Consider the following 26,891-nt stretch of genomic DNA (forward strand, 5'->3'; position numbering starts at 1 on the left):
GCCTCACCCCGCCCCGACCTCCTGCAACCCCTCCGCCTGCGTTCCCGGTCCGATCCGGTCCGCAGCGACCTCTCTTGACACGCCATCAGGTCGCTCCTACGTTGCGAAAACCTTTTAGGTCAGTTTCCGTTCCGCACGTCAGGCACATGCCATTGCCCGCTCGCCGTCACCCTGACAGGGAGCACCTCATGAAGCGCCTGCTCGTCGCACTCGTGCTCATCCTCTGTTCCGTCTGTTCCGTGACCCCGGCCGCCGCCGCGCAGACGATCGGGTTCCCCTCCTTCAGCGGGCCCGCGATCCCGGCTCCGCCCGTCGCCTACGCACCGGGCGACATGATGCGGAGCATCTACGACGCGGAGAGTTCGGGAACCGATTTCTGGATGGACCGTCTGCTGGCCCGCACCGGCGACGACCCGGCCGGGCCCTGGCTGATGAGCCGGGGCCGGGCGGTCTTCATGAAGACCCACAACCCGGCGGTCCTGGGCTTCGGCGGTCATGTCGCCTACTGGGAGAGCGTCAACGACAACAACGCCTACACCGTCGCGATCAGCCCGGGCACCTTCACCGAACAGGTCGCCCAGCGCCGGCAGGTGCCGAGCCACTGGAAGAGCGTGCACACCAGCGGCTCGATCACCGTCACCCAGACCAAGTTCCTCACCGAGAACAACGTCGCCGTGACCAACCTGTCGATCAGGAACAACGGCACCGGCTCCACCACCCTCCAGTTACGGGCGACTTCACCGATCGCCACCACGGGTACCGGCAGCGAGCTGACCGGGCAGGTGAACGCCTACAACAACCTCACCACCATCCGGCCGCGACTCACCGGCGACGGTTTCAGCGTGTCCGGCGGCGGCCTGAACCGGTCCGTGACCGTCGGCGCCGGAGCCACGGTGACCGCCAAGGTGGTGATGGGCTTCGTCACCGACGAGATTCCCGAGTCGCTCACCGAGTACCACGCCTACGCGGGCTACTCCGACACCACCGCCTTCGCCACCCACGTCAAGGCGTACAACCTGTGGTGGGCGCAGAACGTGCCCTACATCGACGTGCCCGAGCCCGCGATCAAGAAGAACGTCTACTACCGCTGGTGGCTGATGCGCTTCAACAACCTCGACGCCGACATCCCCGGGCAGACCTTCCAGTTCCCGACCTCGACCGAAGGCGTCCTGGGCTACAACAACGCGATCGCGCTCACCCAGCCCATGCACATCGACGACCTCAAGTACCTGCGCAACCCGGCCTACGCCTACGGGGACTGGCTCAGCGCCGGCCAGACCTCCAAGGGCGGCCGCTTCCTGGACAACCCCGGTGACCCGGAGAACTGGTCCAACAGCTACACCCAGTACATCGCCGAGGCGGCCTGGAAGAGCTACCAGATCCACGGCGGGCAACCGGCGATCGCCGGCAACCTCGCGCGCTACGCGGAGGGAGACGTCAAGGGACAGCTCTCCTACTACGACCACGACAACAACAAGCTCATCGAGTACGACTGGGGCGCTCTGACGGGCAACGACGCCGACGCCGTCTCCTTCCACTGGAAGCCCGGGAACATGGACCGCGCCGAGTCCGCCTACCAGTACAGCGGCGCGCTCGCCGCCGCCCAGGCCTACGAGGCGGTCGGCAACACGGCCAAGGCCACCGAGATGCGCACCCTCGCGACACAGATCAAGGACGCCATCGTCAACGTCCTGTGGAACCCGAACCGGCAGCTGTTCGAACACCGGCTCAAGTCGACGAACGAGTGGGTGCCCTGGAAGGAGATCAACAACTACTACCCGTTCGCGGTCGGAGCGGTCCCCGACACCGCCACGTACAAGCAGGCCCTGCGCCTGTACGACGACCCGGCCCAGTACCCTGTCTTCCCCTTCTACACGGCCAACCAGGTGGACAAGAAGGCGGCGGCCGACGCCGGGAACCCCGGCTCCAACAACTTCTCCACCATCAACTCGACCGTGCAGTTCCGGCTCTACTCCTCCGTGCTGCGCAACTACCCCAACTCCTGGATGAACGCGACCGACTACAAGAAGCTGCTCTACTGGAACACCTGGGCGCAGTACATCGGCGGCAACACCCAGTGGCCGGACGCGAACGAGTTCTGGGCCGACTGGAACGGCACCGGGATCGACTACCGGTCCTGGATCCACCACAACATCCTGGGCAGCAGCAACTGGACGGTGATCGAGGACGTCGCCGGGCTGCGGCCGCGCAACGACGCGAAGGTCGAGCTGTCCCCGATCGACATCGGCTGGAGCCACTTCACCGTCGACAACCTCCGTTACCGGGGCGCCGACCTGACCGTCGTCTGGGACGACCCGGCCGACGGCGTGGTGCGCTACCCCGGCGTCCCCGAGGGCTACTCGATCTTCATCAACGGCAGCCGGGCCGCGACGGTCGGTTCGCTGGTGCCCTTCACCTGGGACCCCGCCACCGGGAACGTGACCACGAGCGGCACGGTCACCCACCACACGGCCGTCGCGGGACTCAAGGCCCCGAACCAGGTCGTGCAGAACAGCCCCCGGATGGTCGACATGCTCGCCAAGGCGGGCGTCGACCTGACCGCCGACCTCACCAACCTCGCCGCCGGGGCGACCGTGTCCGCCTCCGCCACCGGATCCGGCAGCAGCACCGCCGGCGCGATCGACGGCTACCCCACCAACGAGCCCTTCTGGGGCGCCGGGGGGTCCGCCAACAGCCAGGACTGGTACGAGCTGAACTTCGGCACCGCCCGCACGCTCGACGAGTTGCGGCTGTACTTCAAGGACAGCCGCCCGGCCAGTACGACCTACCGGGCGCCGTCCGCGTACACCGTCCAGTACCACGACGGCAGTTCATGGGTGAACGCGCCCGGCCAGACCAGGAGCCCGGCGGTACCACGCGGCAACTACAACCTCGTACGGTTCCCGGCGATCACCGCCCAACGCGTACGGGTCCTGGCCACCAACGCCTCCGGCGCCAAGACGGGACTCACCGAGGTCAAGGTGTACCACCGGGGCGGTGTGCAGCCACCGGCCAACCTGGCGACGTCCGCGACACCGTCCGCGTCGTACACCTCCCCCTGGGAGGCCGTCACCGCCGTCAACGACGGCATCGACCCGCCGTCGTCCAACGACACGGCGAACCCTCGCTGGGGGACCTGGCCGGAGACCGGCCAGCAGTGGGCGGAACTGACCTGGCCGTCGGCCAGGACCCTGAACAGGGCGGAGGTGTACTTCTTCGACGACGACCAGGGCATCGACATGCCGGCCGCGTGGAAGCTCCAGTACTGGAACGGCAGCGCCTACGTCGACCTGCCCGGAACCGGCGGCTACCCGCTGGCCGAGAACCAGTACAACACCGTCGCCTTCACCGCCACGAGCACCACCCGGCTGCGGGTGCTGCTCACCGGCAACGGCACCAACTCCGTCGGCCTCCTCGAAGCAAAGGTGTACGGACCGTGACCCGTTCCAGATGCCTGGCCGCGCTCATCGCCCTGCTGACCCTGGCGGTCGCCTTCCTCGTGGCGCCGCCCGCCTCCGCCGCCGTCGCGTTCACCTCGACGGGGGTGAACCAGAACGGCGGCAACTGCCTCGACCTACCAAGCAGTTCGACGACCAGCGGGACACAACTGCGCGCCTTCGCCTGCGACTCCGGCGCGAACCAGAACTTCGCCCACACCCTGGTCTCCGGGACGAGCGACACGTACACGATCACCACCGGGTCCGGCCGGTGCGTCGACGTCCACGGGGCGTCCACGGCGGACAACGCGGCGATCGTCCAGTGGCCCTGCCACGGCGGGACGAATCAGCGGTGGCGGCTCGTCCCGGTGTCGGTCGGCGGCACCGACAAGACCTTCAACCTGGTCTCCGTGAGCTCGGGCAAGTGCGTCACGCCCAGCGGCGGGTCCTCGGCGTCCGGCACCGTTCTGGTGCAGCTGCCGTGCGCCGCCGCGAACGGCAGGGTGTGGCGACTGCCCGGCTTCACCGGCGGCGGCACCGGTCCGCACACGTTCACCAACCCCCTGTCCCAGCACGGCCCCGACCCCTGGCTCACGTACTACGACGGCTCCTACTACCTCGCCACGACCACCTGGAACTCGACGGTCACCATGCGCAGGGCGAGCACCCTGGCCGGGCTCGCCACCGCCACCGAACAGGTGATCTTCAACCTCACCCGGCCCAACGGGGCGGGCACGATGTGGGCGCCGGAGTTCCATCTGCTCGACGGCCCGAACGGCAGGCGGTGGTACTTCTACTACACGGCCGGCCGCGAGCCCTACGACCTCGGCACCCAGCGCATCCACGTGCTCGAGAGCGCGGGCCTCGACCCGATGGGGCCGTACAGCTTCAAGGCCGACCTGCTCGACCCGACCCAGGACAACACCTGGGAACTGGATCCGGGGATCCTGCAACTCAACGGTCGGCTCTACCTGTTGGGCACCTTCTACAACGGCTCGCAGCCGATGTTCATCCGGCCGCTGTCGAACCCGTGGACCGCGAGCGGCACCCGCCGTGTGCTGTCCACGCCGACCTACGGCTGGGAGACGGTGGGCGGCGCGGTCAACGAGGGCGCCGAGGTGCTCCAGCGGGACGGCAGGACGTACATCGTCTACTCCGCCAGCCACTGCTCCACGCCCGACTACAAGCTCGGGATGCTCACCTACGACGGCGGTGACCCGCTCAGCTCCTCGTCGTGGGTCAAGTCGCCGAACCCGGTCTTCCAGCGGTCCGACGCAAGCGGCGTCTACGGTCCCGGCCACAACGGCTTCTTCAAGTCGCCCGACGGGACCGAGGACTGGATCGTCTACCACGCCAACAACTCCACGGGCGGCGGCTGCGACATGAACCGGACGACCAGGGCGCAGAAGTTCACCTGGAACACCGACGGCACGCCGAACTTCGGCACCCCGGTGGCCCTCGGCGTCACCCTCACCGCCCCCTCGGGCGAGTAGCCGGACCCGTCATCCGTCGGCGCGGTGGGCGGGAAGCGTCACGGCTCACACCGCCTGGTCCCCCAACAGCTGATCCGCAAGGGCCGGTTGGGGGATCGAGGTGGCGGCGACGGCCGGCTTGCGGATCAGCAGCAGCGCCGCGTCGTCGTGCAGTCGTCCGCCGACGTGCTCCAGCAGTTCGTCGTGGATCGCGCCGACCGTGCGCGTCGGATCGTCGCAGAGGTGGTGCTCGAGACCCTCGACGAGCGGGTAGAACTCCCGGTCGCGGTCCCGGGCCTCGATGACCCCGTCCGTGTAGAGCAGCAGTTGGTCACCGTCGGCGAAGGGGAGCACCTGCAGACTCGGGGTCTGGTCGGTCAGGCCGCGCAGCCCGAGGGGCGGGGCGGGCTGCGTGGGCTCCACCGCCACGACGCTTCGGCGGGCGCCGACCAGCAGCGGTGGCGCGTGTCCGCAGTTCACCATCTCCAGCTCGCCGGATCGCGGGTATCCGGCGACCACGGCGGTGACGAAGTCGTCGGTACCGAGGTTGCGGGCGAGGCTCCGCTCGATCCTGTCGACGACGGCGAGGAGATCGGGTTCGTCGTAGGCGGCCTCCCGGAAGACACCGAGGACGAGCGCGGCGGTCCCCACGGCGGGCAGTCCCTTGCCCCGCACATCACCGACGATCATCCTTACGCCGTAAGGGGTGGGGACCAGCGCGTAGAGATCGCCGCCGATCCGGGCCTCCGCGGCCGCGGCGCTGTAACGGACGGCGACCTCGAACGGACCGACGGTCGCCGGTACCGGCCTGAGCAGCGCGTGCTGGGCTGCCTCCGCGACCGACCGGACGTCCGCGAGTACCCGCTCACGGCGCCCGCGCAGCGCGCTGGCCAGGCCACTCGCCAGGGTGACGGCCACCAGGGCGGCCAGTACGGCGGCCACCTCGCGGCCGGGAGCACCGGCCCGGGCGCCGAGCGTCGCGCCGACCACGGCGGCGAGCAGGCCGACGCAGAGGACACCGCGCGGCCCGTTGGTCGTGGCGGCCAGCGCGGGCCCTGCCGACAGCATGGGCAGCCAGATCATCCCCGCGTCACCGAAGAGGCCGACGAGCATGATGACCAGGAGGACCAGGACCGGCAGCAGGGGCCCTGCCACCCGGTGTCTGAACGAATTCAACAGCCGTGTCGGGCAGTGATCGCCGCCGTGGTTGCGCTCATGACCCATGCTTCGTCCGTAATCCTCGTCTGTGTGGGCGCCGGGGAACTTCGGAAATGTCCGTTTCATCTAGGAAACGGGTTCGACCCGACTCCTCACAAGGATCAGATTTTCAGATAGTGAACGATCATCTGGTGAGCGAAAGACCCCTGGTCACGCGGCTCGCGGTCGGGAGCAGCCGGGCCCGCACCTGTTCGAGTCTTGACAGCCGGTCGACCGGCAGCGAGACGCCGAGCGAGCCGAGGGTGTCACCGCTGTAGACGGGCACCGCGACACAGACCGTGCCGAGGGCGTACTCCTCCAGGTCCGTGACGGCCGGGGCCACGGGCGAGGAGTCCAGTTGCCGGAGCAGCTCGGGGGCGCTGGTGATGGTCCTGGGCGTGAGATCGGCGAGGTGGTGGCGGGAGAGGTACTCCCTGCGGGCCTCCTCGTCCAGTTCCCGCAGCACCGACTTGCCGAGCGCGGTGGCGTGTCCCGCGTCCTCGAAACCGACCCACAGGTCCACCCGGGGTGCCCTGGGACCGTCGACGATCTCGGCCACGCGGATCTCGCCCTCCTCGTAGAAGGTGAGGTAGGCGGCGGTGGCGAGCTCGTCCCGCAGTGCGGCGAGGGCGGGCCGGACCCTGCTCAGCAGCGCCTGACCGCGGCCCGCCGTGTGCAGCGTCTGGAGCCGGTCCCCCAGGATGAACCCGCCGTCCGGGAGTTTGCGCAGGTAGCCGTCGTTCACGAGGGTCCGCAGCAGGTGGTAGGCGGTGGCCAGGGGCAGCGCCGTCTCGCGCGCCAGCTGTTTCGCCGGCGCGCCGTTCTCGTGCGCGCTCGCCGCCTCCAGCAAGCGGAAGGCCCGCTGCACGGAGGTGATGAGCGTGGGGCCGTCCTGCGCACCCATAGGACCAGCCTGCGCCAGACACCCGGCTCGGGCAAGGCGCGCGGGGCCCCTGCTAGGGCATCCCGCCGGGGGCCGCGGCCGTGCCCAGCAGGGCCGACAGCTGCGGGGAGTACGTGGCGTGCAGGACGAGTGCCGCGCTGCCCACCACCGCCGCGTCCGTGCCGAGCCAGGAGGCCTCGACGTCGACGACCCGGACGTGCCGGGACAACGGCCGGCTGGCCAGCGCGGCGGCGACGACCTCGACGTAGCGCGACTCGACGTGCTGGATGCCGTGGCCGCCGAGGACGATCAGGTCCACGTCGATGAAGTTCGCGATGTCGACCGCGACCGAGGCGACGTGTTCCGCGGTCTCGTCGATGACCGCCGCCGCGACCGGGTCGCCGGCCGCCGCGGCCACCCCGATGGCGGCGTGGTCGACCGCCTCGGGACGCTCGGCGAACACCCGCGCCAGCGCACTGTCCGGATGCGGTTCCGCGGCGAGTCTGCGGTGCACCTCGGCGACGATCGCCGTGGGGTTCACGAGCCGCTCGAGGCAGCCCCGGTTGCCGCAGTAGCACTCCGGCCCTTCGGGCAGCACCGAGGAGTGCCCGAACTCGCCCGCGTTGAGCGAACCGCCGCGGTACACCTGGTGGTTGAGGATGAGCCCGCCGCCGACGCCGGTGCCGAAGAAGAAGTAGGCGAAGTCCGCCACACCCCTGCCCTTGCCCGACCAGCGTTCGCCGACCGCGGCGGCGGTGGCGTCGTTGTCGAGGGTCACCGGCAGACCGGTCGCCTCGCTCAGCATGTGCTGCACCGGGACCCGCGTCCAGCGGGCCAGCTGGGGCGCTCCGACGATCGTGCCCGCCTCCAGGTCGATCGGCCCGGGAGTGGCGAGGCCGAGGCCGAGGACCTTGCCGCGGTCGACGCCCGTCTCGGCCAGCACGTCGGCGACCAGTTCCGCCATGTCCTCGACGACCTGGGCCGGGTCGGTGCGGGGATCCGTGGGGCGCTTCTTGACGACCAGTGGCCGGCCGAGCAGGTCGACCACGGTGCAGCTGAGCTCCACGGGATCGAAGTGGAGGCCGACCGCGCTGCCCGCCTCTGCGTTGATGCGCAGGGTCGTGCGGGGCTTCCCGCCGCTGGACACTCTGCTCGCGCCGTCCTCCCGCACGATGCCCTCGTCGAGCAGACGCCGCACGATGCCCGAGACCGTCTGCGGGGTGAGGCCCGTGTGCTGGGCGATCTCGACCCGGCTGATGCCGTCGGCGAGCTGGATCTGGTCCAGGACGACGGCCCGGTTGTATCGCCCGACCTTGGGAAGGTTCGTTCCTGCCTGCCGCACGCACGGTCCTCTCTCGTTTACCCCTACAACCTATCCCTCGCAGCCCATTGACTTAGTAAAACAAATGGATTTAGTGTCCGGCACACGAAATCTCGGACACGAAGGCACAGGGCAGTGCCATCGGAGGCAAGTTGATGTCCATGCAATGCCGCAGGCCCGAAGGCTCGGGTGCGCCGACGCGCGTTCCCGGCGGTGGGGAGCACCACTCATGACGCCCACCGCCCCGACCCTGCTGGAGATGCGGTCGATCACCAAGACCTTCCCCGGCGTCACCGCGCTCGCCGACGTCAGCCTCGTCGTGCGGGAGGGCGAGATCCACGCGATCTGCGGCGAGAACGGCGCCGGCAAGTCCACCCTCATGAAGGTCCTCAGCGGGGTGCATCCGCACGGCAGCTACACCGGCGACATCGTCTACCGCGGCGAGCAGGTCCGGTTCCACGACATCCGGGCCAGCGAGCAGGCCGGCATCGTGATCATCCACCAGGAACTGGCCCTGGTGCCCGGTATGTCGATCACCGAGAACCTCTTCCTCGGGAACGAACCGCGCCGCCGCGGCGCGATCGACTGGAAGACGGCCCAACGCCGCGCCCTGGAGCTGATGGCGCGGGTGGGACTCCGGGAGGACCCCGACACCCTGATCAAGGACATCGGTGTCGGCAAGCAGCAACTCGTGGAGATCGCCAAGGCGTTCGCGAAGGACGTGAAGCTGCTGATCCTCGACGAGCCGACCGCGGCCCTCAACGAGCACGACTCGCAGCACCTGCTCGACCTGCTGCGCGGCTTCCGCGAGCGGGGCATCACCTCGATCATCATCTCGCACAAGCTGAACGAGATCGAGGCGGTCGCCGACACCATCACGATCCTGCGCGACGGCCGCACCATCGAGAGCCTCGACGTGCAGGCCGACGGGGTCAACGAGGACCGCATCGTGCGGGGCATGGTCGGCCGGGAGCTCGACAGCCGATTCCCCGACCGCACGCCCGACATCGGCGAGATCTTCTTCGAGGTCCGCGACTGGACGGTACGCCACCCCAGTTCGGACGATCGGATGGTGTGCAAGGGCTCGACGTTCCACGTCCGCCGCGGGGAGATCGTCGGCTTCGCGGGACTCATGGGCGCGGGCCGCACCGAACTCGCGATGAGCCTCTTCGGCCGGTCCTACGGCACCTGGCTGTCGGGGCGGGTCTTCAAGGACGGCGAGGAAGTCCGGCTGAAGACCGTGTCGGACGCCATCCGGCACGGACTGGCCTACGTCAGCGAGGACCGCAAGTCGATCGGCCTCAACCTGCTGGACGACATCAAGACCTCGATGGTGGCCGCGAAGCTGTCGAAGATCGCCCGGCGGCGCGTCATCGACCCGGTGCGCGAACACCGGATCGCCGAGGAGTACCGCCAGAGCCTGCGGATCAAGACCCCCAGCGTCGACGAGGGTGTCGTCAAGCTCTCCGGCGGCAACCAGCAGAAGGTCGTGCTGGCGAAGTGGATGTTCACCGACCCCGACCTGCTGATCCTCGACGAACCGACCCGCGGCATCGACGTGGGCGCCAAGTTCGAGATCTACGGGATCATCCAGCGGCTCGTCGCCCAGGGCAAGGGGGTCGTCGTCATCTCCTCCGAGCTGCCCGAGCTGATCGGCCTGTGCGACCGCATCTACACGGTGTTCGAGGGCACCATCACCGGCGATGTGGCGCGTGGCGACGCCGATCCGGAACTCCTGATGAAGCAGATGACCGCTACCAAGAAGAGCCCCACTCCATGAGCCGTATAACCGACCTTCAGAAGAACCTCTTCGGAGGAACGACCTCCAACGCCCGCCAGTTCGGCATGATCTCCACCCTGGTGGCGATCGTCCTGCTGTTCCAGATCTGGACCGACGGCCTGACGCTCACGTCCGGCAACCTCATCGCGGTCGTCAGCCAGTACTCCTACATCCTGATCCTGGCCATCGGCATGCTGATGGTGATCGTGGCCGGGCACATCGACCTGTCGGTCGGCTCGGTCGCCGCGTTCACCGGCATCGTCGTCGCCAAGGCGATGCAGGAGTACGACCTGCCGTGGCCCCTCGGCATCGCGCTCGGCCTGCTCGTGGGTGCCGCGATCGGTGCCTGGCAGGGCTTCTGGGTGGCCTACATCGGCGTGCCGGCCTTCATCGTGACCCTCGCCGGGATGCTGCTGTTCCGCGGCGGCAACCAGTACATCGGCAACGCCGACACGGTTCCGGTGCCCGAGGGCTTCCGCAAGATCGGCGCGGGCTTCCTGCCCGAGGTCGGGCCGGACACCGGGTACAACAACCTGACGCTGCTCCTCGGCGTGGCCGCCTGCGCGGGCGTGCTGTGGCGCGAGTGGCAGGCACGCCGGACCCGTCGCGAGATGAAGGCCGACCTGGCACCGCTGTGGGTCACGGGCATCCGCCTGGCCGTCATGTTCGGCGTGATCGTCTTCGCGACGCTCCGCTTCGCCGGCGGCCGGATCGGCACCAGCCTGCCGATCTCCGGCATCATCCTGATCGTTCTGGTCCTCGCGTACTCGCACTACACCCGCAACACCATAGGCGGCCGGCACATCTACGCCGTCGGCGGCAACGCGCGCGCCGCGGAACTGTCCGGTGTGAAGCTCAAGCGGGTCAACTTCCTCGTCATGATGAACATGTCGGTGCTGGCCGCGCTGGCCGGCATGATCTTCGTCGCCCGTTCCTCGGCCTCCGGACCGCAGGACGGTCTGAGCTGGGAACTGGACGCCATCGCGGCCGTGTTCATCGGCGGCGCGGCGGTCTCCGGCGGCCTGGGCACCGTCAGCGGCTCGATCGTCGGCGGCCTGGTCATGGCACTGCTCAACAACGGCCTCCAACTGGAGGGCGTCGGATCCGACATGGTCCAGATCATCAAGGGCCTGGTCCTGCTGCTCGCCGTCGCCTTCGACGTCTACAACAAGAGCCAGGGACGCTTCTCGGTCATCGGCGCACTGACACGCCCGTTCCGGCGGGACGACCCGGCGGCACCGGCTCCACCGGCGGCCCCGAACTCCGACGTCGACAAGGCCGGGATCGCGGGCTGACCGCAGAGCCCGCGCCTCCTCCCCCGCCGCGCTCGACGGCACACCGCACTCCCGCAATCAGCACACCGTACGAAGGGGCCAACTCCACCATGCGCACACTCGTCATCAGAAGCATCGCCGCCGTCGGCGCCGCCGCCCTGCTCACCCTGGGCACGGCCTGCTCCAACGAACGCGAGGGCTCCACCGGCAGCGACAGCGCCGACGGCAAGGGCTTCGCGAAGGACTCGCTGATCGGCGTCGCCCTGCCCGCCAAGACCTCGGAGAACTGGGTGCTCGCCGGCGACCTGTTCACCGACGGCCTGAAGGACTCCGGCTTCAAGGCCGACGTCCAGTACGCGGGCGCCTCGACGACCGTCGCCGACCAGCAGGCCCAGATCTCCTCCATGGTCACCAAGGGCGCGAAGGTCATCGTCATCGGCGCGACCGACGCCTCGCAGCTCGCGACCCAGGTGAAGCAGGCCAAGGACGAGGGCGCCACCGTCATCGCCTACGACCGGCTCATCACGAACACGCCCGACGTCGACTACTACATCGCCTTCGACAACTTCAAGGTCGGCCAGCTCCAGGGGCGGGCCCTGGTCGACGGCATGAAGGCGAAGAAGCCGAAGGGTCCCTGGACGATCGAGCTGTTCTCCGGCTCGCCGGACGACAACAACTCCAAGGTCTTCTTCGACGGTGCGATGGAGGTGCTGAAGCCCTTGATCGACAAGGGCGACATCGTTGTCGGCTCGGGGCAGACCGACATCAAGCAGACCGCGACCCAGGGCTGGAAGGCCGAGAACGCCCAGCAGCGCATGGACTCGCTGCTGACCTCGGCCTACGGCGGCAAGAAGACCCTCGACGGCGTCCTGTCCCCCAACGACACCCTCGCCCGCGCGATCCTCACCTCGGTCAAGGGCGCCGGCAAGCCGGTTCCGGTCGTCACCGGTCAGGACTCCGAGGTCGAGTCGGTGAAGTCGATCATGGCCGGTGAGCAGTACTCGACCATCAACAAGGACACCCGCAAGCTCGTCGCGGAGACCGTCAACATGGTCAAGGCCCTCCAGAAGGGCGACAAGCCGACCATCAACGACACCAAGTCCTACGACAACGGCAAGAAGGTCGTCCCGTCCTTCCTCCTGCCGCCGGTCATCGTGACCAAGGAGAACGCGGCCGAGGCCTACGCGAACGACCCCAAGCTGGCAGCGCTCACCAAGTAGTACGGAGTAGCACCGACCACCGCCTTCGCCCGCCCCGAAAGACTCCCCGGGGCGGGCGAAGGCGGTCATGCTCCAGGGACCGGGCCGCGGCAGGTGGTGACTCCCACCTCGCTCGCGGCGGCCAGGTAGGCGAGCACCAGGGGCCGTCTGTCGTCCCGGGCGGCGGCCACGGCCAGCCGGGACGGGGAGATGCCCCGGACCGGCACGGCGATCACCTTGTCCCGGACGACCAGCGGAGCGTTCCCGGTGGCCAGCAGCGCGATCCCCTGACCGCCGGACACCGCCTCGTGGGTCTCCTCGGCGCTGGCCACCACCCCGCCGATCCGCGGCGGGCGCCCTTCCCTGGCGTCGAGGGCGAGCCAGTAGTCGCGCAACGGGCCGGCCTCAGCGGGAAGGGCGAGGAAGGGCTCCTCCACCAGGTCGGCGAAGTCCACCTGCCCCTCGGGGTCGGAGGCGGCCCGCGCCGCCAAGGGGTGCCCCTCCGGCAGCGCCACCAGGCGGGGCTCGCGGGACACCACCGCATACCGGTAACGGTCCTCGTCCGGCAGCGGCAGCCAGACGAAGGCGACGTCGCTGGATCCGTCCGCCAACCCGGCACTGGGATCGGCCCAGTTGACCTGACGCAGGACCGGCCGCGCCTGCGGACAGCGGGAGACGAGGCGGGTCCGCAGGGCGGGCAGCAGGCCACGGCCCGGGCTGGTGGACATGCCGATCACCAGAGTGCTCCGCTCGGCGGTCTCCGCCTCCCGCACAGCCGCCTCCGCGGCATGCCAGGCGGCCAGCACCTCGTGGGCGTGCGGCAGCAGGGCCTCCCCCACCGCGGTCAACCGCACCGTCCGCCGGTCCCGTTCGAACAGGACCACGCCCAGCTGCTTCTCCAGCATCCGTATCTGTTTGCTCAGCGCGGGCTGGGAGACGAACAGCCGCTCGGCGGCGCGGGTGAAGCTCAACTCCTCGGCCACCGCGGTGAAGTAGCGCAGATCGCGTCCGTGGATGTCCATAACCCATGGCTATCACAAGGGGTCTTGGACGCCGCCCCGGTGTCCGGCGAAGGATGGGAGGCGTCGGACGGGGAGCCCCGAACGGCAGCCGACGAGGGAGACGAAGATGAGCGAGAAGGCCAAGGTCTGGCTGGTCACCGGCGCGAGCAGCGGTTTCGGGCGGGCCATCGCGCAGGCCGCGGTCGCCGCGGGTGACACGGTGATCGGCACGGCCCGCCGGATCGAGGCGCTGGACGACCTGGTCGCTGCGCACCCGGACCGCGCGGAGGCGATCAGCATGGACGTCACCGACGGCGAGCGCGTCGACGCGGTGGCCGCCGACGTCCTGGCCCGTTACGGCAGGGTGGACGTGGTGGTGAACAGCGCCGGCCGCACCCAGGTCGGGGCGTTCGAGGAGACCACCGACCGGGAGCTGCGCGACCTGTTCGAGCTGCACGTGTTCGGCCCGGCGCGGCTGACCCGGGCACTGCTGCCGCAGATGAGGGAGCGGGGCAGTGGATCGGTCGTGAACATCAGCAGCTTCGGCGGTCAGCTGTCCTTCGCCGGGTTCTCCGCGTACAGCGCGACCAAGGCGGCGCTGGAGCAGCTGTCGGAGGGCCTGGCCGACGAGGTGGCGCCGTTCGGCATCAAGGTGCTGATCGTGGAGCCCGGCGCGTTCCGTACCAACCTGTTCGGCAAGGGTGCGGCGTACTTCTCCGAGGAGAACCCGGCGTACGCGGAGAAGGTCGGCGCGACCCGGCAGTTGGTGGAGGGCGGCAACGGCGATCAGCCCGGCGACCCGGCGAAGGCCGCGGCGGCGATCCTGCTGGCTCTGGACGCCGAGAACACCCCCCTGCGCCTCGCCCTCGGCGGTGACGCGGTCGACTTCCTGATCGGGCACCTGGACTCCGTACGGGCCGAGCTCACCGAGTGGGAGAAGGTCTCCCGGGGCACGGACTTCGACACGGAGTGAAGGCGCGACCGGCGGGCCCGGCGGCACGCCGTGCGGACCGGATCTTCTTGCCGTGGGGGCATACGCTGTTGCTCATGACGCAAGAATCCGGTGAGCTGGAGAGCCTGGTACGCAAACGCATCCGCGCGCTGCGTTTGGCGCAGGGCTGGTCCCTGGAAGAGCTGGCGGCCCGCGCCCAGGTCAGCCAGTCCACGCTCAGCCGCATCGAGAACGGCAGGCGCCGCCTGGCCCTGGACCAGCTCGTGACCCTCGCCCGCGCCCTGGAGACCTCCCTCGACCAACTGGTCGAGACCGCCGCGGACGACGTCGTCTCCAACCCGATCGTCGACGCGGCCCACGGGATGCGCTGGCTCGTCAAGGCGGAACCCGGCGTGACCGTCGTGCGTCAGCGCATGACGGACCCGCCGCCCGACAACCCCTCGCGCATGCGCGCCCACCCGGGCCGCGAATGGCTCGTCGTCCTCTCCGGCACCGCGATCCTGCTGCTGGGCAACCGGCGCTTCCGGATCGAGACCAACCAGGCGGCGGAGTTCCCCACGATGCTCCCGCACGCCATCGGCGCCGAGGGCGGGCCGTGCGAGCTCCTGGGCATCTTCGACCGCGACGCCCGCCGCGGCCACCAGCGCGGCGAGGACGCCGGAAAGGCGAAACGCCCGTCACCGTGACCGGCCTTTTGCGTGTCACGCAATCCAGCGGGCCATCGCCTTGCGCATTCCGCAACGGGCGCCGCATCCCGCCGTCGGCCCGCTTAGCGTGAGCGCATGAACCACCCCTCCCCGCACACGACGCACCCCGCCGCACACCGTCCTCACGAGCAGGAGCGTGTGAACGAACACGACCATGAGGCAGGCGACCAGTCGGAGATCCTCGACCTGGACGCGGAAGTGCTCGCCGAACACATCGCGTCCATCACCGCCTGGCTGCCCGTCGGGAGCGGCCCCTCCCGCATCGTGGACCTGGGCTGCGGGACCGGAGCCGGCACCCTCGCTCTGCTCGAACGCTTTCCCGAGGCCGAGGTGACGGCCGTCGACGTCTCGGACGCCCACCTGGACCGCCTGCGGGAGAAGGCCGTCGCGGCCGGGGCGGCCGACCGCGTGCGCCTCGTGCGGGCCGACCTCGACGCGACGGCATGGCCCGAACTCGGCGCGCCGGAACTGGTCTGGGCATCGGCCTCCCTGCACCACATGGCCGACCCCGACCGCGCCCTGCGCCAGGTCCACGACCTGCTGGCACCGGGCGGACTGTTCGCCGTCGTCGAGCTGGCCGGCTTCCCCCGGTTCCTGCCCGAGAGCGCCCCGCAGGACGCTCCCGGTCTCGAGGAGCGCTGTCATGCCGCACTCGACCGCCGGCACGCCGAGCACCTCTCCCACCGCGGCGCCGACTGGGGAACCGGGCTGGCGAAGGCCGGCTTCACCGTCGAGGGCGAACGCACCGTCACCGTCGACATCGGCCCGACGCACACCGACGCGGTCGGCCGCTATGCCCTCAGCAGTCTGCGCCGCATGCGGGCCGGCGTCGCCTCCGTCCTGACGGCCGAGGACCTGACGGCTTTCGACCGGCTGCTCGACACCGACGGCCCGCACGGCATCGTGCACCACCCCGACCTCGGCGTGCGCACCGAACGAACGGTGTGGGCCGCACGCCGCACCTGACGGCCCGTGGGCAGGTCACCTCACGGGTAGTTCACCAGGTTGGCCACATTGGTGGTGGAGTTGGACGGTCCGCCCCGGTCGTTGATGACGTGCCGGATGGTTCCGGTGCCGCCGAGCGAGACCGTCACCATGTTCTGGAAGCGCACGTTCGGATCGGCCGGCACCTCGAAGGCGTGCTCGGCGGTGACGCCCGGGTTCACATTGAAGTAGCAGTAGCTGCCGAGCCCGTAGGCCTGATGGCTGGTGACGGAGTTCGCGACCTTGTAGGCGGCGTAGCCCTGGGTGGTGCCGTTCATCCAGGCGGCCTGGTTGGGCGGGTCGTAGGGCATCTCGTTCTGGTAGAAGTACGTCCGGCCGCCGTTGCCGTTCCAGAGGGTCTGGTGCTTCTGGTAGTGCTCGACGAACAGGCCGTACATGGTGACGTCGTCGCCGTTGACGACGAGTCCGGTGTCCGCCGTGTTGGTGTTCCAGCCGATGCCGGTGCCGTGGTCACCGCGCCAGATCCACATGTGGTCGCCGATGACGTCGTCGCTGTTGACGACGAGGCTGGTGGTCGCCTTGCCCACGGCGGCCCCGCCGACCCGGAAGTAGACGTCGTGCAGGGAGGTGGGGTTCGCGGTGTGGTCGGCGGCGGCGCCGGCCGGGCCGATCTCCATGAGGGTCTGCGAGTTGGTGGTGCCGGCGTCGAAGAGGACGCCTGCGACCTTCACCCCGTCGACGTCGGCGACGGTCATGGCGGTGACGCCGTTGTCCGGGACGAAGGTGGCGAGGCCGAGACCGAGCACGACGGTGTTGGGGCGGGTCACCCGCAGGGTCTCGTTCAGGTGGTAGACACCGGGGGTGACCAGCAGGTTCTTGCCCTCGGCGAGGGCGGTGTTGATCTGTGCGGCGGTCGCGCCCGGCTTGACGACGAAGAACTGGTCGATGCCGAGCGAGCTGCCGGCGGCGGTCCCGCTCGCCCAGGTGGTGGCCGAGGAGTTGGCCCGCAGGGACGGGACGAACACCTGGTAGGCGCCGGCCGCGTCCACGTACAGGAAGGGCTTCTCGCGCACGGTGGGAGTCTGATTGACCGTGGTGTAGGGCGGGTTGGGGAAGCTGTTGCCGGGCACGCCCTGGCTGCCGACGAAGACCATGTTCCAGTTGGAGCCGGTCCAGCTGCCGAGTTGGGAGTTACGGGTCAGCCACTGCTGCTGGGTGCCGGACCGCACCTGGCCGTCGATCTTGCTGTCGGCCATGAAACCGCCGCTGGACCAACCGCCGTCGCTCAGCTCCAGGTTGCCGCGGACGTGCATACGGCGGTAGCCGGACGCCTGGGAGACCGCCCACCGGTCGGTACCGCCGGTCGGGTTGACCGACAGGTTCTCCGCGCCGCGCCAGAAATTCTGGGTGGCGTTCTGCGGCGGGAACCAGTCGGCCTCCACATGCACGGCGCCGTTGATCGTGACCGAGTCGGGCGACTGACCGAGCCCCAGTACCTGGGTGTAGAAGCCGACGTTGACGTCGTTGCTGTACGTGCCGGGCTTGAACATGACCGCGTAGCGCTGGGAGCCGAACTGGTTCGTCTCCTGCTGCCGGAAGATCGAGTTCAGCCGGCTCTGGATCGTGGACGACGGCATCGACGGGTCGAAGAGGACGACGTTGGGGCCGAGGTCGACGTCACCCGGGGCGGTGCTCACCGGCGCGACCTGGAAGCGCTGGGCGGCCGTGCCGTTGCAGGTGTACTGCACCAGTTGGACGCTGTCGGCCGTCGAGGCGGACGGGACGTCGAGGCACTTGCCGCTGTTGCGGTTGACGAAGTGGTAGGCGCCGCCGCCCTCGTCGACGGCCTGCCACTGCTGGTTGGCGCCGCCGCCGTACGTCCACAGGTGCACGGCCGCGTTGTCGGCGGTGGACACGTCGCTCACGTCCACGACCTGCTGGGCGTCGTCGCGGTTGCCGATCCGCACGAAGCCGTCGGTGGTCGCGGTGAAACTCCACTGCTGGGCGGTGCTGTTGTTGCACGCGTACTGCTGCACGGCGGTGCCGTTCACGGATGCGGCCGCCCGGGCGTCCAGGCATTTGCCGCTGCCGGAGTTCACCACGGTGGACCAGCCGGTGGGCAGAGCGGCGGCCGCGTCGGCCGCGGCCCGGGCGGGCTGGACGCCGGTGAAGAGCGAGACCGCCGTGGCCGCGGCCACGGAAGCCGCGACCCAGGGGCCGGCGAGGGATGGTCGGGGGATGCGGAGCACGTCTTCTCCTGTGCCGCCGGGACGGCGTGAGTGGGGATCGGGGAAAGGCAGGGACGGGACGGCGGGGCGCGGGCGGGTCAGCCGGCGTACTGCGCGAAGACCCGGGTGAAGTCCCAGGGCTGCTGGGCGATGCCCGAGCAGGTGTCGGCGCCGCCGCCGGTGCAGGGCCGGTCGCGGTTGACCGACCAGAAGGTCAGCCGGGCCAGGTGGCGCTGCTGGGCGTACGCCAGGATGGTGCGGAAGTCGGCGACGGTCACCGTCTCGCCGTTGTCGGTGACGCCGTTCATCGAGGAGATGCCGGTGCGCCGGTAGGCCTGGTCGTCCGAGTAGCCGTAGGCGTTCTTCACCGCGGTCTTGAGTCCCTCGGCGGCCCGGACGGTGAGCTGGCCCATGTTCTGGCCCGCGCCGCCGAAGTTGAACGGCATGATCGTCCAGCTGTCGACGGTGAGTCCGGAGGCGGCGGCCCTGCCGATCAGGCTGCTGTCGGGGCCGTTCTGTCCGGTGCCGAAGGTGATGTACACCTTGATGCCGGGGTTGTTGGCCTTGATGGTCTTCAGCGCGTCGACGGTGCGCTGCTGCACGGTCGGGCTGTCGTAGGCCGCCGCCTCGATGTCGATGTCGATCGCCTTGAGCCCGTAGGCGTTGATGACCTTCTGGTACGCGGCGGCCAGTTCGCCCGCGCTGCCGCAGGAGCTCTCCAGCTTGTTGCCGCTCCAGCCGCCGAAGGACGGGATCACGTCACCGCCGGCCCCCCGGACGGTGGTGACGGTCTGCTGGTCGACTCCGCCGGTCAGCGGGCGGCTGCCGTCCCACTGCGGGTTGCAGTAGCCGTTGCTGAGGACGAAGGCGAGCGTGAACCACTTGACGCCGGTCGCGCTCATCACGGTGGTGGGACTGGGCGGGCTGCCCCACCCGTTGTAGAGGTACGGCGCGACGGCCATGGCTCCCGGGCCGGGCGCCGGCTCTCCGCCGCCGGGCGCCGTCCACTTCTGGTTGGCCGATCCGGTGCAGGACCAGATCTGGAGCCGGGTGCCGTTGGCGGAGCTGTTGCCGGTCGCGTCCAGGCACTTGTTCGCCTGCGGGTTGACGATGTCGCGGGCGGCGGTGACGGTCCACCGCTGGGCCGCGCTGCCGTTGCAGTCCCACAGCTGGGTCCGGGTCCCGTCGGCGGTACCGCCCGAGGTCACGTCCAGGCACTTGCCGAGCGCACGGATCGTGCCGTCTTCGCTCACCGTCCACTGCTGGGCCGCGCTGCCGTTGCAGTCGTACAGCTGCACGGCCGTGCCGTTGGCCGTGGCGGCACCCGCGATGTCGACGCACTTGCCGCCGATCCCGGTGATCTGCCCGGCGGCCGCCGCGGCACCGCTCGCCGGTGTGCCGTTCAGGCCGGTGAGCAGGGCGGCCACGGCCGCCGCGCCCAGCGCGCCGCGTACCGCTCGCCGGTGCGGGAACCTCCGGGTCATCGGGTCACCGTCCACTTCTGCTGAGAGGCACCGGTACAGGTCCAGATCTGGAGCCGGGTGCCGTTGGCGGAGCTGCCGCCCGCGGCGTCCAGGCACTTGTTCGCCTGCGGGTTGACGATGTCGCGGGCGGCGGGGACGGCCCATTGCTGGGCCGCGGAGCCGTTGCAGTCCCAGAGCTGGACGGGCGTGCCGTCCGCGGTGCCGCCGGAGGCGACGTCCAGGCACTTGCCGAGCGCACGGATCGTGCCGTCGGCGCCCACGGACCACTGCTGGGCGGCGGTGCCGTTGCAGTCGTACAGCTGCACGGCCGTGCCGTTGGCGCTGTTGGCCCCGGCCACGTCCACGCACTTGCCGGCGAGGCCCGTGATGGGGCCGCTGCCGCCCGGCTGGGCGGTGTCGGTGCTCACCCGGACGTAGTCGACCAGGAGTTGCTGGGGGAAGACCGTGCTGCCGTCGGGGTCTCCGGGCCAGTAGCCGCCGACCGCGAGATTGAGGATCAGGAAGAAGGGCTTGTCGAAGACCCACTGCCGTCCGCCGAGGTCGGCCGGGGTGCGCCGCTGGTAGACGGTGCCGTCGACGGACCAGGTGATCGCGTTCGGGCTCCAGTCGACGGCGAAGGTGTGATAGGCGTCGGCGAAGGCCTGTCCGCCGGGCAGGGTGTACCCGGCGCCGATGCCACCGGAGCCGGAGTATCCCGGGCCGTGCAGGGTGCCGTGGACGGTGGCCGGCTCGAAGCCCACGTTCTCCATGACGTCGATCTCGCCCGAGGCGGGCCAGCCGACCTGGCCGATGTCGTTGCCGAGCATCCAGAACGCGGGCCACATGCCCTGCCCGCGCGGGACCTTCATCCGGGCCTCGACCCGGCCGTACGTCGTGGTGAACCGGCCGGCCGTGTTCAGCCGGGCGGAGGTGTACTCACACCGGCCGTACCAGCACGGGTAGTTGCCCGGGTTCTCCCGGCGTGCGGTGATCACCAGATGGCCCTGGCCGTCCAGAGCGGCGTTGCGGTTGCCCGCGGTGTAGTACTGCCGCTCGTGGTTGTTGACGTTGTCACCGGTCTCGATCTGCCATCGGGAGCCGTCCACGGCAGAACCGGCGGGCCCGTCGAACTCCTCGGAGAACGTGACGGCGGCCGCCCGGGGTGCCGCGACAGCGCGTGCGGAAGAGTCCTCCGCGGATGGAGACACGCCCAGCGCCGGTCCGGTGGACAGCGACGCGAAGGCGAGGAGCGAGGCCAGCGACAACAGCAGGCGCCGGGGCAGGCGCGGAGAGGTCATGGCTCTCCCTTCCTGGCACATGACGGACCGTCACGACATGGTCATGACATCCGCGGGCGCGGCCGGACGGCTCACCGCTGACCGCGCCGAATGGGTGGGGGGATACGAACCGGCCCCGACAGGGGCTTAGTTCACTACGTGATTTAAGAAGTGAGCAATAACCCTGTCAAGAGTTTGGTCTGGACCAGATTCGCGGGGCCCGGATTCGCGGGGGCCCGGCTCCGGAGGCCCGGATTCGGGAGAGGGGTCTCCGGAGCCGGATGTCACGGAGGGGGCGGTCCGCCGCCCGGCGGTCACGGGAGGGCAGGATGGGGACCATGAGCGTAGTCAAGATCAACGTACTGACCGTCCCGGCGGAACAGCGGGAGACCCTCGAGAAGCGGTTCGCCGCGCGAGCCCACGCCGTCGAGAACTCGGACGGCTTCGAGTGGTTCGAACTGCTCCGCCCGGTCGAGGGCACCGACACCTACCTCGTCTACACGCGCTGGCGTGACGAGGCGTCGTTCCAGGCCTGGCTCGAGGGGCCGATGAAGGCCGCACACCGGGGCGACACGGAGGGGGAACGGCCCAAGCCCGCGGCATCGGGCTCCACCCTCTGGTCCTTCGAGGTGGCGCAACAGGCGGCACCCAAGGGCGAGTAGCCACTCCCATGGCGGATGGCCGCGGCGTCCACCCGCCGCCGGCCACCGCCGCCCTTCACCGGCGACGGACGGCCATGCCGGTCGGCGTCGGGGCGCACCGCTCCGTCGCGACCTTCCGGGCTCCTCAGGACGTCAGGCCGCTCGGCGTCAGAGCGGGCTCGGGGAAGGTGACGCCGGTCAGCTCCTCGGACACGGTCCACAGCCGCAGGGCGGCGGCCGGGTCACTGGCCGCCGGGGAGCGGCCGACCAGGGTCGGGGCGCCGCGCATCTCGAAGAGGCCGTCGGGGCCTACGTAGCTCGCGCCGGGCAGGTCCCGGACGGCGGCGTACAGGGTGGGCAGCGCGCCGGCCCGGCCGTCCTGGGCGACCAGCCGGTTGCCCAGCCGCATGAAGAGGCGCCGCGGCAAGCTCGCGTCGTGCCCCTGCAGGTTGGTGGCGGCCCAGCCGGGGTGTGCGGCCAGCGCGCGTACGGGCGACCCCGCCTCGCCGAGCCGTCGCTGGAGCTCCAGGGTGAAGAGCAGATTGGCGAGCTTGGACTGGCTGTAGGCCGCCATCGGGGCGTACTCGCCGGTCAGGTCGAGGTTGTCGAAGCGGATGCGGGGGCTGCCCGGCATCCTGTGCGCGCCGGACGACAGGACGACCACGCGGTCGGTGATGTGCGGCAGCAGCAGGTTGGTCAGGGCGAAGTGGCCCAGGTGGTTGGTGCCGAACTGCGTCTCGAAGCCGTCCCTGGTGCGGCCCTCGGCGACGTTCATGACGCCGGCGTTGTTGATGAGCAGGTCCAGGTCGCCGCGCCAGCCGGCGGCGAACTCGCGTACGGAGGAGAGGTCGGCCAGGTCCAGCCGGCGCACCTCCACGCTGCCCGGCACGGCCGCGGCCGCCGCCTCGCCGCGCCGAGGGTCCCGCACCGCCAGGACCACGTGGGCGCCCGCACGGGCCAGTGCCTCGGCGGTGGCGAGGCCGAGCCCGCTGTTGGCGCCGGTCACCACGGCGGTGCGGCCGGTCTGGTCGGGGATGTCGGTGGTGTTCCAGGGCTGGGTGGTCTTCATGTCCTTTGCCATGAGCCCAATGTATGCGGCGATCACAATGTTGGCAACGATAACAATGTGGGCGCTGCTCACGCCCGGCTAGGCTGAGGGCATGAAAAGCCGCCCCTACCACCACGGAGACCTCCCCGCGGAGCTGCTCGCACGCGCCGAGCAGACCTTGCGCGAGAGGGGATCGGGAGCACTGTCACTGCGGGAACTGGCCCGGGACATCGGGGTGAGCCCCGCCGCGCCCAGCCGCCACTTCAGGACCAAGCAGGCATTGCTGGACGCCTTGGCGCTGACCGGCTTCGAGCGGCTGGCCGCCGTCATCTCGGCCGCCCAGGAAGGCGTGGGCGAGTCGTTCGCGGAACGGCTGGATGCCGCGGCGCGCGCCTATGTCGGTTTCGCCGTGACCAACTCCGCGCTGCTCGACCTGATGTTCTCGGCCAAGCACAGCCCGCAGGCGTCGGAGGCACTGGGCGCGACGGCCCATCTGTGGTCCGAGCAGCTGCTCGAACTGATCCGCGACGGGCAGCGCCGGGGCGAGGTGCGGCAGGGCGAGCTGGAGCGCGTCGCTCTGCCGATCTTCGCGGCGCTGCACGGCTATGCCGGGCTCAGGGTGAGCGGGCTGCTGCCACCGGAGGTCACCGAGCCGGGCCTGGACGACGTGATCGCGTCCGCCCTGCGCGGGTGCGAGCCGGAGTAGGGCGGGGACGGCGGGCCGTCGGCCGTGAGGGCGCTCAGACGACCGGCTCGGCGATGCCCAGGAGGTTTCCCTCGCTGTCTCGGAACCAGGCCGCGCGCTCTCCCCGTGCGCCCTTGCTCGGATAGTTCCCGTCGATCTCGGCGATGCCGTCCTTCATGCCGAACCCGGGTACGTCGACCTCTTCGAACACCACGCCCCGCCGCTTGAGCTCCGCCACGACCGCGTCGAGGTCGTCGACCTCCCACCCCATCTGGGTGAAGGTGCCGGGCGCGGCTCCCGTCGACGCGAACAGGGCGAACTCCGTCCCTCCGCATCGGTACAGGAGCCCGCCGGGCCGTTCGTCGACGGGTTCCAGCCCGAGCCGCTCGGCGTAGAAACGCCGCGCCCGGTCCAGGTCCTGGGTGGGAAGCCTGGTCGCCACACGTCCCCGGGCCAGAATGTTCCTGTCGTCCGCGTTCATGCCTCCACTGTCACGCAAACCCGCGCCGAACGGAGGGCGGCCCCGGCCTCATGACGGCCGTCCGCCGAACTGCCAGTCGTGGACTTCGACGTCCGCATACCGGTCCGGGGCCAGGACGGCGCGCGCCGAGTCCGCATCCGGGGCCCTGAGCAGCACCGCGGTACCCACCCGGGTGGCCCCGTCGTCGGACAGCAGCGGCCCGTACGCGATCAGCTCGTCGCGGTCGGGCGGCGCGACGAGGCCGTCGTCCGTGCCCGGGCCGAGGCCGAGCACCAGGTACCGGCTGCCACCGCTGCGCCCACCGGGAAAGTCCCACATGGTGCGCCCCAGCGTGTTGCGCCACCGGCGCAGCAGCACGTCCCGGTAGGCACCGGCCTGGTAGTTGGGCTCGTCGAAGGCGAACGCCCGGGCGGCGGCGGCATCCGGGAGATCGACGATGTGCACGCTGCCGGTGGGTGTGTCGCCGTCGAAGGTCGGACCCCGGGCGATCATCTGCGCCGCGTACCCGTCCATGTAGGACCAGTGCTTCTCGAGCAGCTCGTCGCGCAGGGCGGCGGAGGCGGGCCGGTCACGGTGGTAGCAGAAGAACTCCATACCTCTCATTGTCTGTGCAGGAGAAGTCGTCCGTGTCGAACACGTCCGCGAACGACTCGTCGATCCGCCCGAGTGACGTGCCGCTCCGCCCGAAAGCGCGGGGTTCGACCAGCATCTGACGCCCGCGTGGAGGCGTGCGAATGCGGACGGGCTCCGGACGGGCGAGGCTGGCGGCATGGGCTCCGTGATGCCCGTGGACTCGTATCCGCCCCACGAGGACGGCGGACGGCGGCTCGACGAGTCCGGTTACGGTAAGGGAGACGATCATGACTGTCCGTACCTACGTATCGACCACCGTGCGAAACGACCGGGTCGACGAGGTTCTCCACGCGCTGGAGGAAATGGATCCCGACGCGATCGTGTCGTCCGTCAACCGCCCGGATGCCCCCGACGTCCCCGCCGAGGTCTCGGTGTCACTGGCCGGCGATGTCCGTGAGGCGGTGAAGAACCACCTCGACGTGATCCCCGACGTGGAGTGCGAGATCGACGTGCGGGACACCGAGACCCTGTGAGCCGGACCGGCGGACAGGAAGAATCAGCGAGTACCACGCGTTGTGTGCCCGTCGGCCGGAGGCCGGCCGGAGCCTGCGGCCACGGCAGCGCGAGCACGTCCGCGGCTTCCCCGACGCCCGATCTCGTCGGGTTGCCGGGCTTCGGAGGGCTGAACCGCTTTCGGCGGTTCCGACCGGGCCGCCCGGCGCCCGCTTCCCGTGGCTCGGTGGGCCTGCGGTGACACCCTCTCACCCGCGCGAAGTCGCCTGGTCGGCCCCGAACGGTCGGACCGCCGCCATGGCCTGGCAACCGGTGCGGCAACTGGGCTTCGAGCCTCGCGATTTGACGCGCCATCATATAGTTGCGACGGCACGCGGTGCTCCCCCTGTCTCCCGCCGCGCGGCCGGCCCCCACCGAAAGGCACGACCCTGCGGAACCAACCGCGCAGCGGCACCGACGACGTCGTTGCCGTCCTGCCCTCGCCCCGTCGGTCGGTGTTCTCCCCCGCCGCCGACGTCATCGGCTCGGAACTCGATCTTCTGATGACCGGCAGCCATGTCGTGCACGCGCTGACCCCCGAATTCTGCGACGCGGCCTCCGTCTACCTGCTGGAGCGGTGGCGCGTCGAGGAGAACGCGCACGTCGGCGTGGACGCGCCCACGATCGAGGCACGCCGGATGGCACTGCGGGTCGGGCCGGGCGCGCGCGAGGACTGGGAGGGCATGCTGCCGGTCGGCGAGGTGGTCGCCTTCCCCCGGGACACGCCGTACGCCCGCGCGCTCGCCGCCGGGCACGCGCAGGTGCTCGACGCGGTGGACCCGCACACGTCCGAGCGGCTCATCGCCGCCGGGGACGGCGAGGCCCGCGTCCGCGACCTCCTGAGGGTGGCGGCCTTCCTCGTGGTGCCGCTGCGCCTTCGGGACCGGGCGATCGGCTTCGTCACCTGCACCAGGGGACCGGGCCGTGCGCCGTTCGGCCCGGCGGACGTGGCCGCCGTGGAGGCACTGGCCGCGCGGGCCGCCGTGGCCCTCGACAACGCGCGCCGCTACGAGCGCGAGCGCCGGACCTCCCTGGCGATCCGCAACAGCCTGCCGCCCGGCACGGCGCAGGAGTTCGGCGGCTGCCGCACCGCGCACGCCTGTCTGCCCGCCGGGCAGGGCAACCTCGTCGGCGGTGACTGGTCCGACGTGCTGAAGCGGCCGGGTGACCGGGTCAGTCTGATCGTCGGGGATGCCATGGGACACGGTCCCGAGTCCGCCGTCGCGATGATCCAGCTGCGCACCGCCGTCCGTACCCTGGCGTCGCTCGACATCCCCGCGGCCGACCTCATAGGACGGCTCGACACCCTCGCCGGCGACTCCCCCGGCGTGTCCTTCGCGACCTGCATATACGCCGAGTGGGATGCCCGGCGGGGCACCTGCACCCTGGTCGGGGCGGGCCACCCTCCCCCGTTGCTGCGCGGCCCGGACGGCCGCACGGCGCCGGTCACGCTGACCGGGGCGGGTCTGCCCCTCGGGCTCGGGGCGGGCAGCTACGAGGAGACCGTGCTGAGCGTGCCGGATCCGGCCCTGCTGGTGCTCTACAGCGACGGTCTGGTCGAGTCCCGCGACGCCGACATCGACCAGGAGATCACCCGCCTCGCGCGCACCGTGGACGCGGCGGCCGCCGTCGAGCCCGTGGACGGCGACGGGCAGGACGCGCTGCCGTCCCTGTGCCGTCGGCTCCTGCACGCCCCTGTCGGCACGGCCGGAGCCGACGACCGCACCCTGCTGCTGGCCGAACTGACCCCGGCCGGGTGCTGAGCCGCCGAGCTC

The 26,891-nt window shown here is 70.3% G+C and carries 22 protein-coding genes; 12 read left to right on the forward strand and 10 right to left on the reverse strand.

The features are described 5' to 3' along the window. The first annotated feature begins 188 nt into the window (after window positions 1-188). Window positions 189-3,440, forward strand: coding sequence for a discoidin domain-containing protein (locus tag OHU34_RS03135; protein ID WP_405764499.1), 3,252 nt, complete (start codon window positions 189-191; stop codon window positions 3,438-3,440). Continuing rightward, entirely contained in the window at window positions 3,437-4,930 is a 1,494-nt protein-coding gene (locus OHU34_RS03140) for a family 43 glycosylhydrolase (RefSeq protein ID WP_142267759.1), read from the forward strand. Before OHU34_RS03135 ends, OHU34_RS03140 begins: the two co-directional genes overlap by 4 nt. Before the next feature lie 45 nt (window positions 4,931-4,975). On the opposite strand, the gene OHU34_RS03145 is transcribed toward OHU34_RS03140, so the two are convergent. The 3 genes from OHU34_RS03145 to OHU34_RS03155 all read right to left on the reverse strand — a co-directional run bounded on the left by OHU34_RS03145 (window position 4,976) and on the right by OHU34_RS03155 (window position 8,331). Further along, entirely contained in the window at window positions 4,976-6,133 is a 1,158-nt protein-coding gene (locus tag OHU34_RS03145; RefSeq protein WP_405764501.1) for a PP2C family protein-serine/threonine phosphatase, read from the reverse strand. A gap of 118 nt (window positions 6,134-6,251) precedes the next feature. Beyond that, window positions 6,252-7,010, reverse strand: coding sequence for an IclR family transcriptional regulator (locus tag OHU34_RS03150; RefSeq protein WP_142267758.1), 759 nt, complete (start codon window positions 7,008-7,010; stop codon window positions 6,252-6,254). 52 nt (window positions 7,011-7,062) lie between these two features. Then, window positions 7,063-8,331 (reverse strand): ROK family transcriptional regulator, encoded by a 1,269-nt coding sequence (locus OHU34_RS03155; protein WP_142267757.1) that lies wholly within the window; start codon window positions 8,329-8,331, stop codon window positions 7,063-7,065. 208 nt (window positions 8,332-8,539) lie between these two features. On the opposite strand from OHU34_RS03155, the gene mmsA reads away from it, so the two are divergent. The 3 genes from mmsA to OHU34_RS03170 all read left to right on the forward strand — a co-directional run bounded on the left by mmsA (window position 8,540) and on the right by OHU34_RS03170 (window position 12,584). After that, window positions 8,540-10,090 (forward strand): multiple monosaccharide ABC transporter ATP-binding protein, encoded by a 1,551-nt coding sequence (gene mmsA / locus OHU34_RS03160; RefSeq protein WP_405764505.1) that lies wholly within the window; start codon window positions 8,540-8,542, stop codon window positions 10,088-10,090. Further along, complete coding sequence (gene mmsB, locus OHU34_RS03165) at window positions 10,087-11,385, forward strand: multiple monosaccharide ABC transporter permease (protein WP_020126635.1); 1,299 nt, start codon at window positions 10,087-10,089, stop codon at window positions 11,383-11,385. The genes mmsA and mmsB overlap by 4 nt, the downstream gene beginning before the upstream one ends. Before the next feature lie 89 nt (window positions 11,386-11,474). Further along, complete coding sequence (locus OHU34_RS03170; protein WP_405764508.1) at window positions 11,475-12,584, forward strand: substrate-binding domain-containing protein; 1,110 nt, start codon at window positions 11,475-11,477, stop codon at window positions 12,582-12,584. A 65-nt stretch (window positions 12,585-12,649) separates the two neighbouring features. On the opposite strand, the gene OHU34_RS03175 is transcribed toward OHU34_RS03170, so the two are convergent. Then, window positions 12,650-13,585: a LysR family transcriptional regulator gene (locus OHU34_RS03175; RefSeq protein WP_142267754.1), complete on the reverse strand. Its 936-nt coding sequence runs from the start codon at window positions 13,583-13,585 to the stop codon at window positions 12,650-12,652. A 106-nt stretch (window positions 13,586-13,691) separates the two neighbouring features. Between OHU34_RS03175 and OHU34_RS03180 the strand changes: the two genes are divergently transcribed. The 3 genes from OHU34_RS03180 (at window position 13,692) to OHU34_RS03190 (ending at window position 16,189) form a co-directional block, all read left to right on the forward strand. Then, entirely contained in the window at window positions 13,692-14,537 is an 846-nt protein-coding gene (locus OHU34_RS03180; protein WP_405764511.1) for an oxidoreductase, read from the forward strand. A 74-nt stretch (window positions 14,538-14,611) separates the two neighbouring features. Continuing rightward, entirely contained in the window at window positions 14,612-15,202 is a 591-nt protein-coding gene (locus OHU34_RS03185) for a helix-turn-helix domain-containing protein (protein WP_142267752.1), read from the forward strand. A 96-nt stretch (window positions 15,203-15,298) separates the two neighbouring features. Next, entirely contained in the window at window positions 15,299-16,189 is an 891-nt protein-coding gene (locus tag OHU34_RS03190; RefSeq protein WP_405764514.1) for a class I SAM-dependent methyltransferase, read from the forward strand. A 20-nt stretch (window positions 16,190-16,209) separates the two neighbouring features. On the opposite strand, the gene OHU34_RS03195 is transcribed toward OHU34_RS03190, so the two are convergent. The 3 genes from OHU34_RS03195 to OHU34_RS03205 all read right to left on the reverse strand — a co-directional run bounded on the left by OHU34_RS03195 (window position 16,210) and on the right by OHU34_RS03205 (window position 21,157). Beyond that, entirely contained in the window at window positions 16,210-18,417 is a 2,208-nt protein-coding gene (locus OHU34_RS03195; protein WP_142267750.1) for an RICIN domain-containing protein, read from the reverse strand. Window positions 18,418-18,494: 77 nt separating this feature from the next. Beyond that, on the reverse strand, window positions 18,495-19,880 hold the full coding sequence (locus OHU34_RS03200; RefSeq protein ID WP_405764517.1) for a ricin-type beta-trefoil lectin domain protein: 1,386 nt from the start codon (window positions 19,878-19,880) through the stop codon (window positions 18,495-18,497). Next, the gene (locus OHU34_RS03205) at window positions 19,877-21,157 is read right to left on the reverse strand and encodes a glycoside hydrolase family 16 protein (RefSeq protein WP_230193901.1); all 1,281 of its coding nucleotides are present in this window, start codon (window positions 21,155-21,157) and stop codon (window positions 19,877-19,879) included. Before OHU34_RS03205 ends, OHU34_RS03200 begins: the two co-directional genes overlap by 4 nt. A gap of 317 nt (window positions 21,158-21,474) precedes the next feature. Here OHU34_RS03205 and OHU34_RS03210 point away from each other — a divergent pair, with 317 nt between their 5' ends. After that, window positions 21,475-21,798: an antibiotic biosynthesis monooxygenase gene (locus OHU34_RS03210; RefSeq protein WP_020126644.1), complete on the forward strand. Its 324-nt coding sequence runs from the start codon at window positions 21,475-21,477 to the stop codon at window positions 21,796-21,798. Between the two features lie 124 nt (window positions 21,799-21,922). Here the strand turns inward: OHU34_RS03210 and OHU34_RS03215 are convergent, their stop codons facing one another. Next, the gene (locus OHU34_RS03215) at window positions 21,923-22,858 is read right to left on the reverse strand and encodes an oxidoreductase (RefSeq protein WP_230193903.1); all 936 of its coding nucleotides are present in this window, start codon (window positions 22,856-22,858) and stop codon (window positions 21,923-21,925) included. A 79-nt stretch (window positions 22,859-22,937) separates the two neighbouring features. On the opposite strand from OHU34_RS03215, the gene OHU34_RS03220 reads away from it, so the two are divergent. Continuing rightward, entirely contained in the window at window positions 22,938-23,531 is a 594-nt protein-coding gene (locus OHU34_RS03220; protein WP_142267746.1) for a TetR/AcrR family transcriptional regulator, read from the forward strand. A gap of 34 nt (window positions 23,532-23,565) precedes the next feature. Here OHU34_RS03220 and OHU34_RS03225 read toward each other — a convergent pair whose 3' ends face one another. After that, window positions 23,566-23,991 (reverse strand): VOC family protein, encoded by a 426-nt coding sequence (locus OHU34_RS03225; RefSeq protein ID WP_142267745.1) that lies wholly within the window; start codon window positions 23,989-23,991, stop codon window positions 23,566-23,568. Window positions 23,992-24,039: 48 nt separating this feature from the next. Further along, window positions 24,040-24,585, reverse strand: a complete 546-nt coding sequence (locus OHU34_RS03230) for a YciI family protein (RefSeq protein ID WP_142267744.1) — start codon at window positions 24,583-24,585, stop codon at window positions 24,040-24,042. 266 nt (window positions 24,586-24,851) lie between these two features. On the opposite strand from OHU34_RS03230, the gene OHU34_RS03235 reads away from it, so the two are divergent. Both OHU34_RS03235 and OHU34_RS03240 read left to right on the forward strand, forming a co-directional pair. Next, entirely contained in the window at window positions 24,852-25,097 is a 246-nt protein-coding gene (locus OHU34_RS03235) for a hypothetical protein (RefSeq protein WP_142267743.1), read from the forward strand. Window positions 25,098-25,571: 474 nt separating this feature from the next. After that, a complete protein-coding gene (locus tag OHU34_RS03240) occupies window positions 25,572-26,879 on the forward strand; it encodes a PP2C family protein-serine/threonine phosphatase (protein WP_405764525.1) in 1,308 nt (435 codons plus the stop codon). Window positions 26,880-26,891 lie beyond the last annotated feature (12 nt).

Source organism: Streptomyces sp. NBC_00080, assembly GCF_045041255.1.
Lineage (GTDB): Bacteria > Actinomycetota > Actinomycetes > Streptomycetales > Streptomycetaceae > Streptomyces > Streptomyces coriariae.

What these genes read in the sequence shown, in the direction of transcription:
- OHU34_RS03220 (WP_142267746.1), top strand. Translation starts at nt 22,938, where the DNA reads ATGAAAAGCCGCCCCTACCACCACGGAGACCTCCCCGCGGAGCTGCTC.
- OHU34_RS03225 (WP_142267745.1), bottom strand. Translation starts at nt 23,991, where the DNA reads ATGAACGCGGACGACAGGAACATTCTGGCCCGGGGACGTGTGGCGACC.
- mmsB (WP_020126635.1), top strand. Translation starts at nt 10,087, where the DNA reads ATGAGCCGTATAACCGACCTTCAGAAGAACCTCTTCGGAGGAACGACC.
- OHU34_RS03210 (WP_020126644.1), top strand. Translation starts at nt 21,475, where the DNA reads ATGAGCGTAGTCAAGATCAACGTACTGACCGTCCCGGCGGAACAGCGG.
- OHU34_RS03235 (WP_142267743.1), top strand. Translation starts at nt 24,852, where the DNA reads ATGACTGTCCGTACCTACGTATCGACCACCGTGCGAAACGACCGGGTC.
- mmsA (WP_405764505.1), top strand. Translation starts at nt 8,540, where the DNA reads ATGACGCCCACCGCCCCGACCCTGCTGGAGATGCGGTCGATCACCAAG.
- OHU34_RS03175 (WP_142267754.1), bottom strand. Translation starts at nt 13,585, where the DNA reads ATGGACATCCACGGACGCGATCTGCGCTACTTCACCGCGGTGGCCGAG.
- OHU34_RS03180 (WP_405764511.1), top strand. Translation starts at nt 13,692, where the DNA reads ATGAGCGAGAAGGCCAAGGTCTGGCTGGTCACCGGCGCGAGCAGCGGT.
- OHU34_RS03185 (WP_142267752.1), top strand. Translation starts at nt 14,612, where the DNA reads ATGACGCAAGAATCCGGTGAGCTGGAGAGCCTGGTACGCAAACGCATC.
- OHU34_RS03200 (WP_405764517.1), bottom strand. Translation starts at nt 19,880, where the DNA reads ATGACCCGGAGGTTCCCGCACCGGCGAGCGGTACGCGGCGCGCTGGGC.
- OHU34_RS03135 (WP_405764499.1), top strand. Translation starts at nt 189, where the DNA reads ATGAAGCGCCTGCTCGTCGCACTCGTGCTCATCCTCTGTTCCGTCTGT.
- OHU34_RS03230 (WP_142267744.1), bottom strand. Translation starts at nt 24,585, where the DNA reads ATGGAGTTCTTCTGCTACCACCGTGACCGGCCCGCCTCCGCCGCCCTG.
- OHU34_RS03205 (WP_230193901.1), bottom strand. Translation starts at nt 21,157, where the DNA reads ATGACCTCTCCGCGCCTGCCCCGGCGCCTGCTGTTGTCGCTGGCCTCG.
- OHU34_RS03190 (WP_405764514.1), top strand. Translation starts at nt 15,299, where the DNA reads ATGAACCACCCCTCCCCGCACACGACGCACCCCGCCGCACACCGTCCT.
- OHU34_RS03145 (WP_405764501.1), bottom strand. Translation starts at nt 6,133, where the DNA reads ATGGGTCATGAGCGCAACCACGGCGGCGATCACTGCCCGACACGGCTG.
- OHU34_RS03170 (WP_405764508.1), top strand. Translation starts at nt 11,475, where the DNA reads ATGCGCACACTCGTCATCAGAAGCATCGCCGCCGTCGGCGCCGCCGCC.
- OHU34_RS03150 (WP_142267758.1), bottom strand. Translation starts at nt 7,010, where the DNA reads ATGGGTGCGCAGGACGGCCCCACGCTCATCACCTCCGTGCAGCGGGCC.
- OHU34_RS03215 (WP_230193903.1), bottom strand. Translation starts at nt 22,858, where the DNA reads ATGGCAAAGGACATGAAGACCACCCAGCCCTGGAACACCACCGACATC.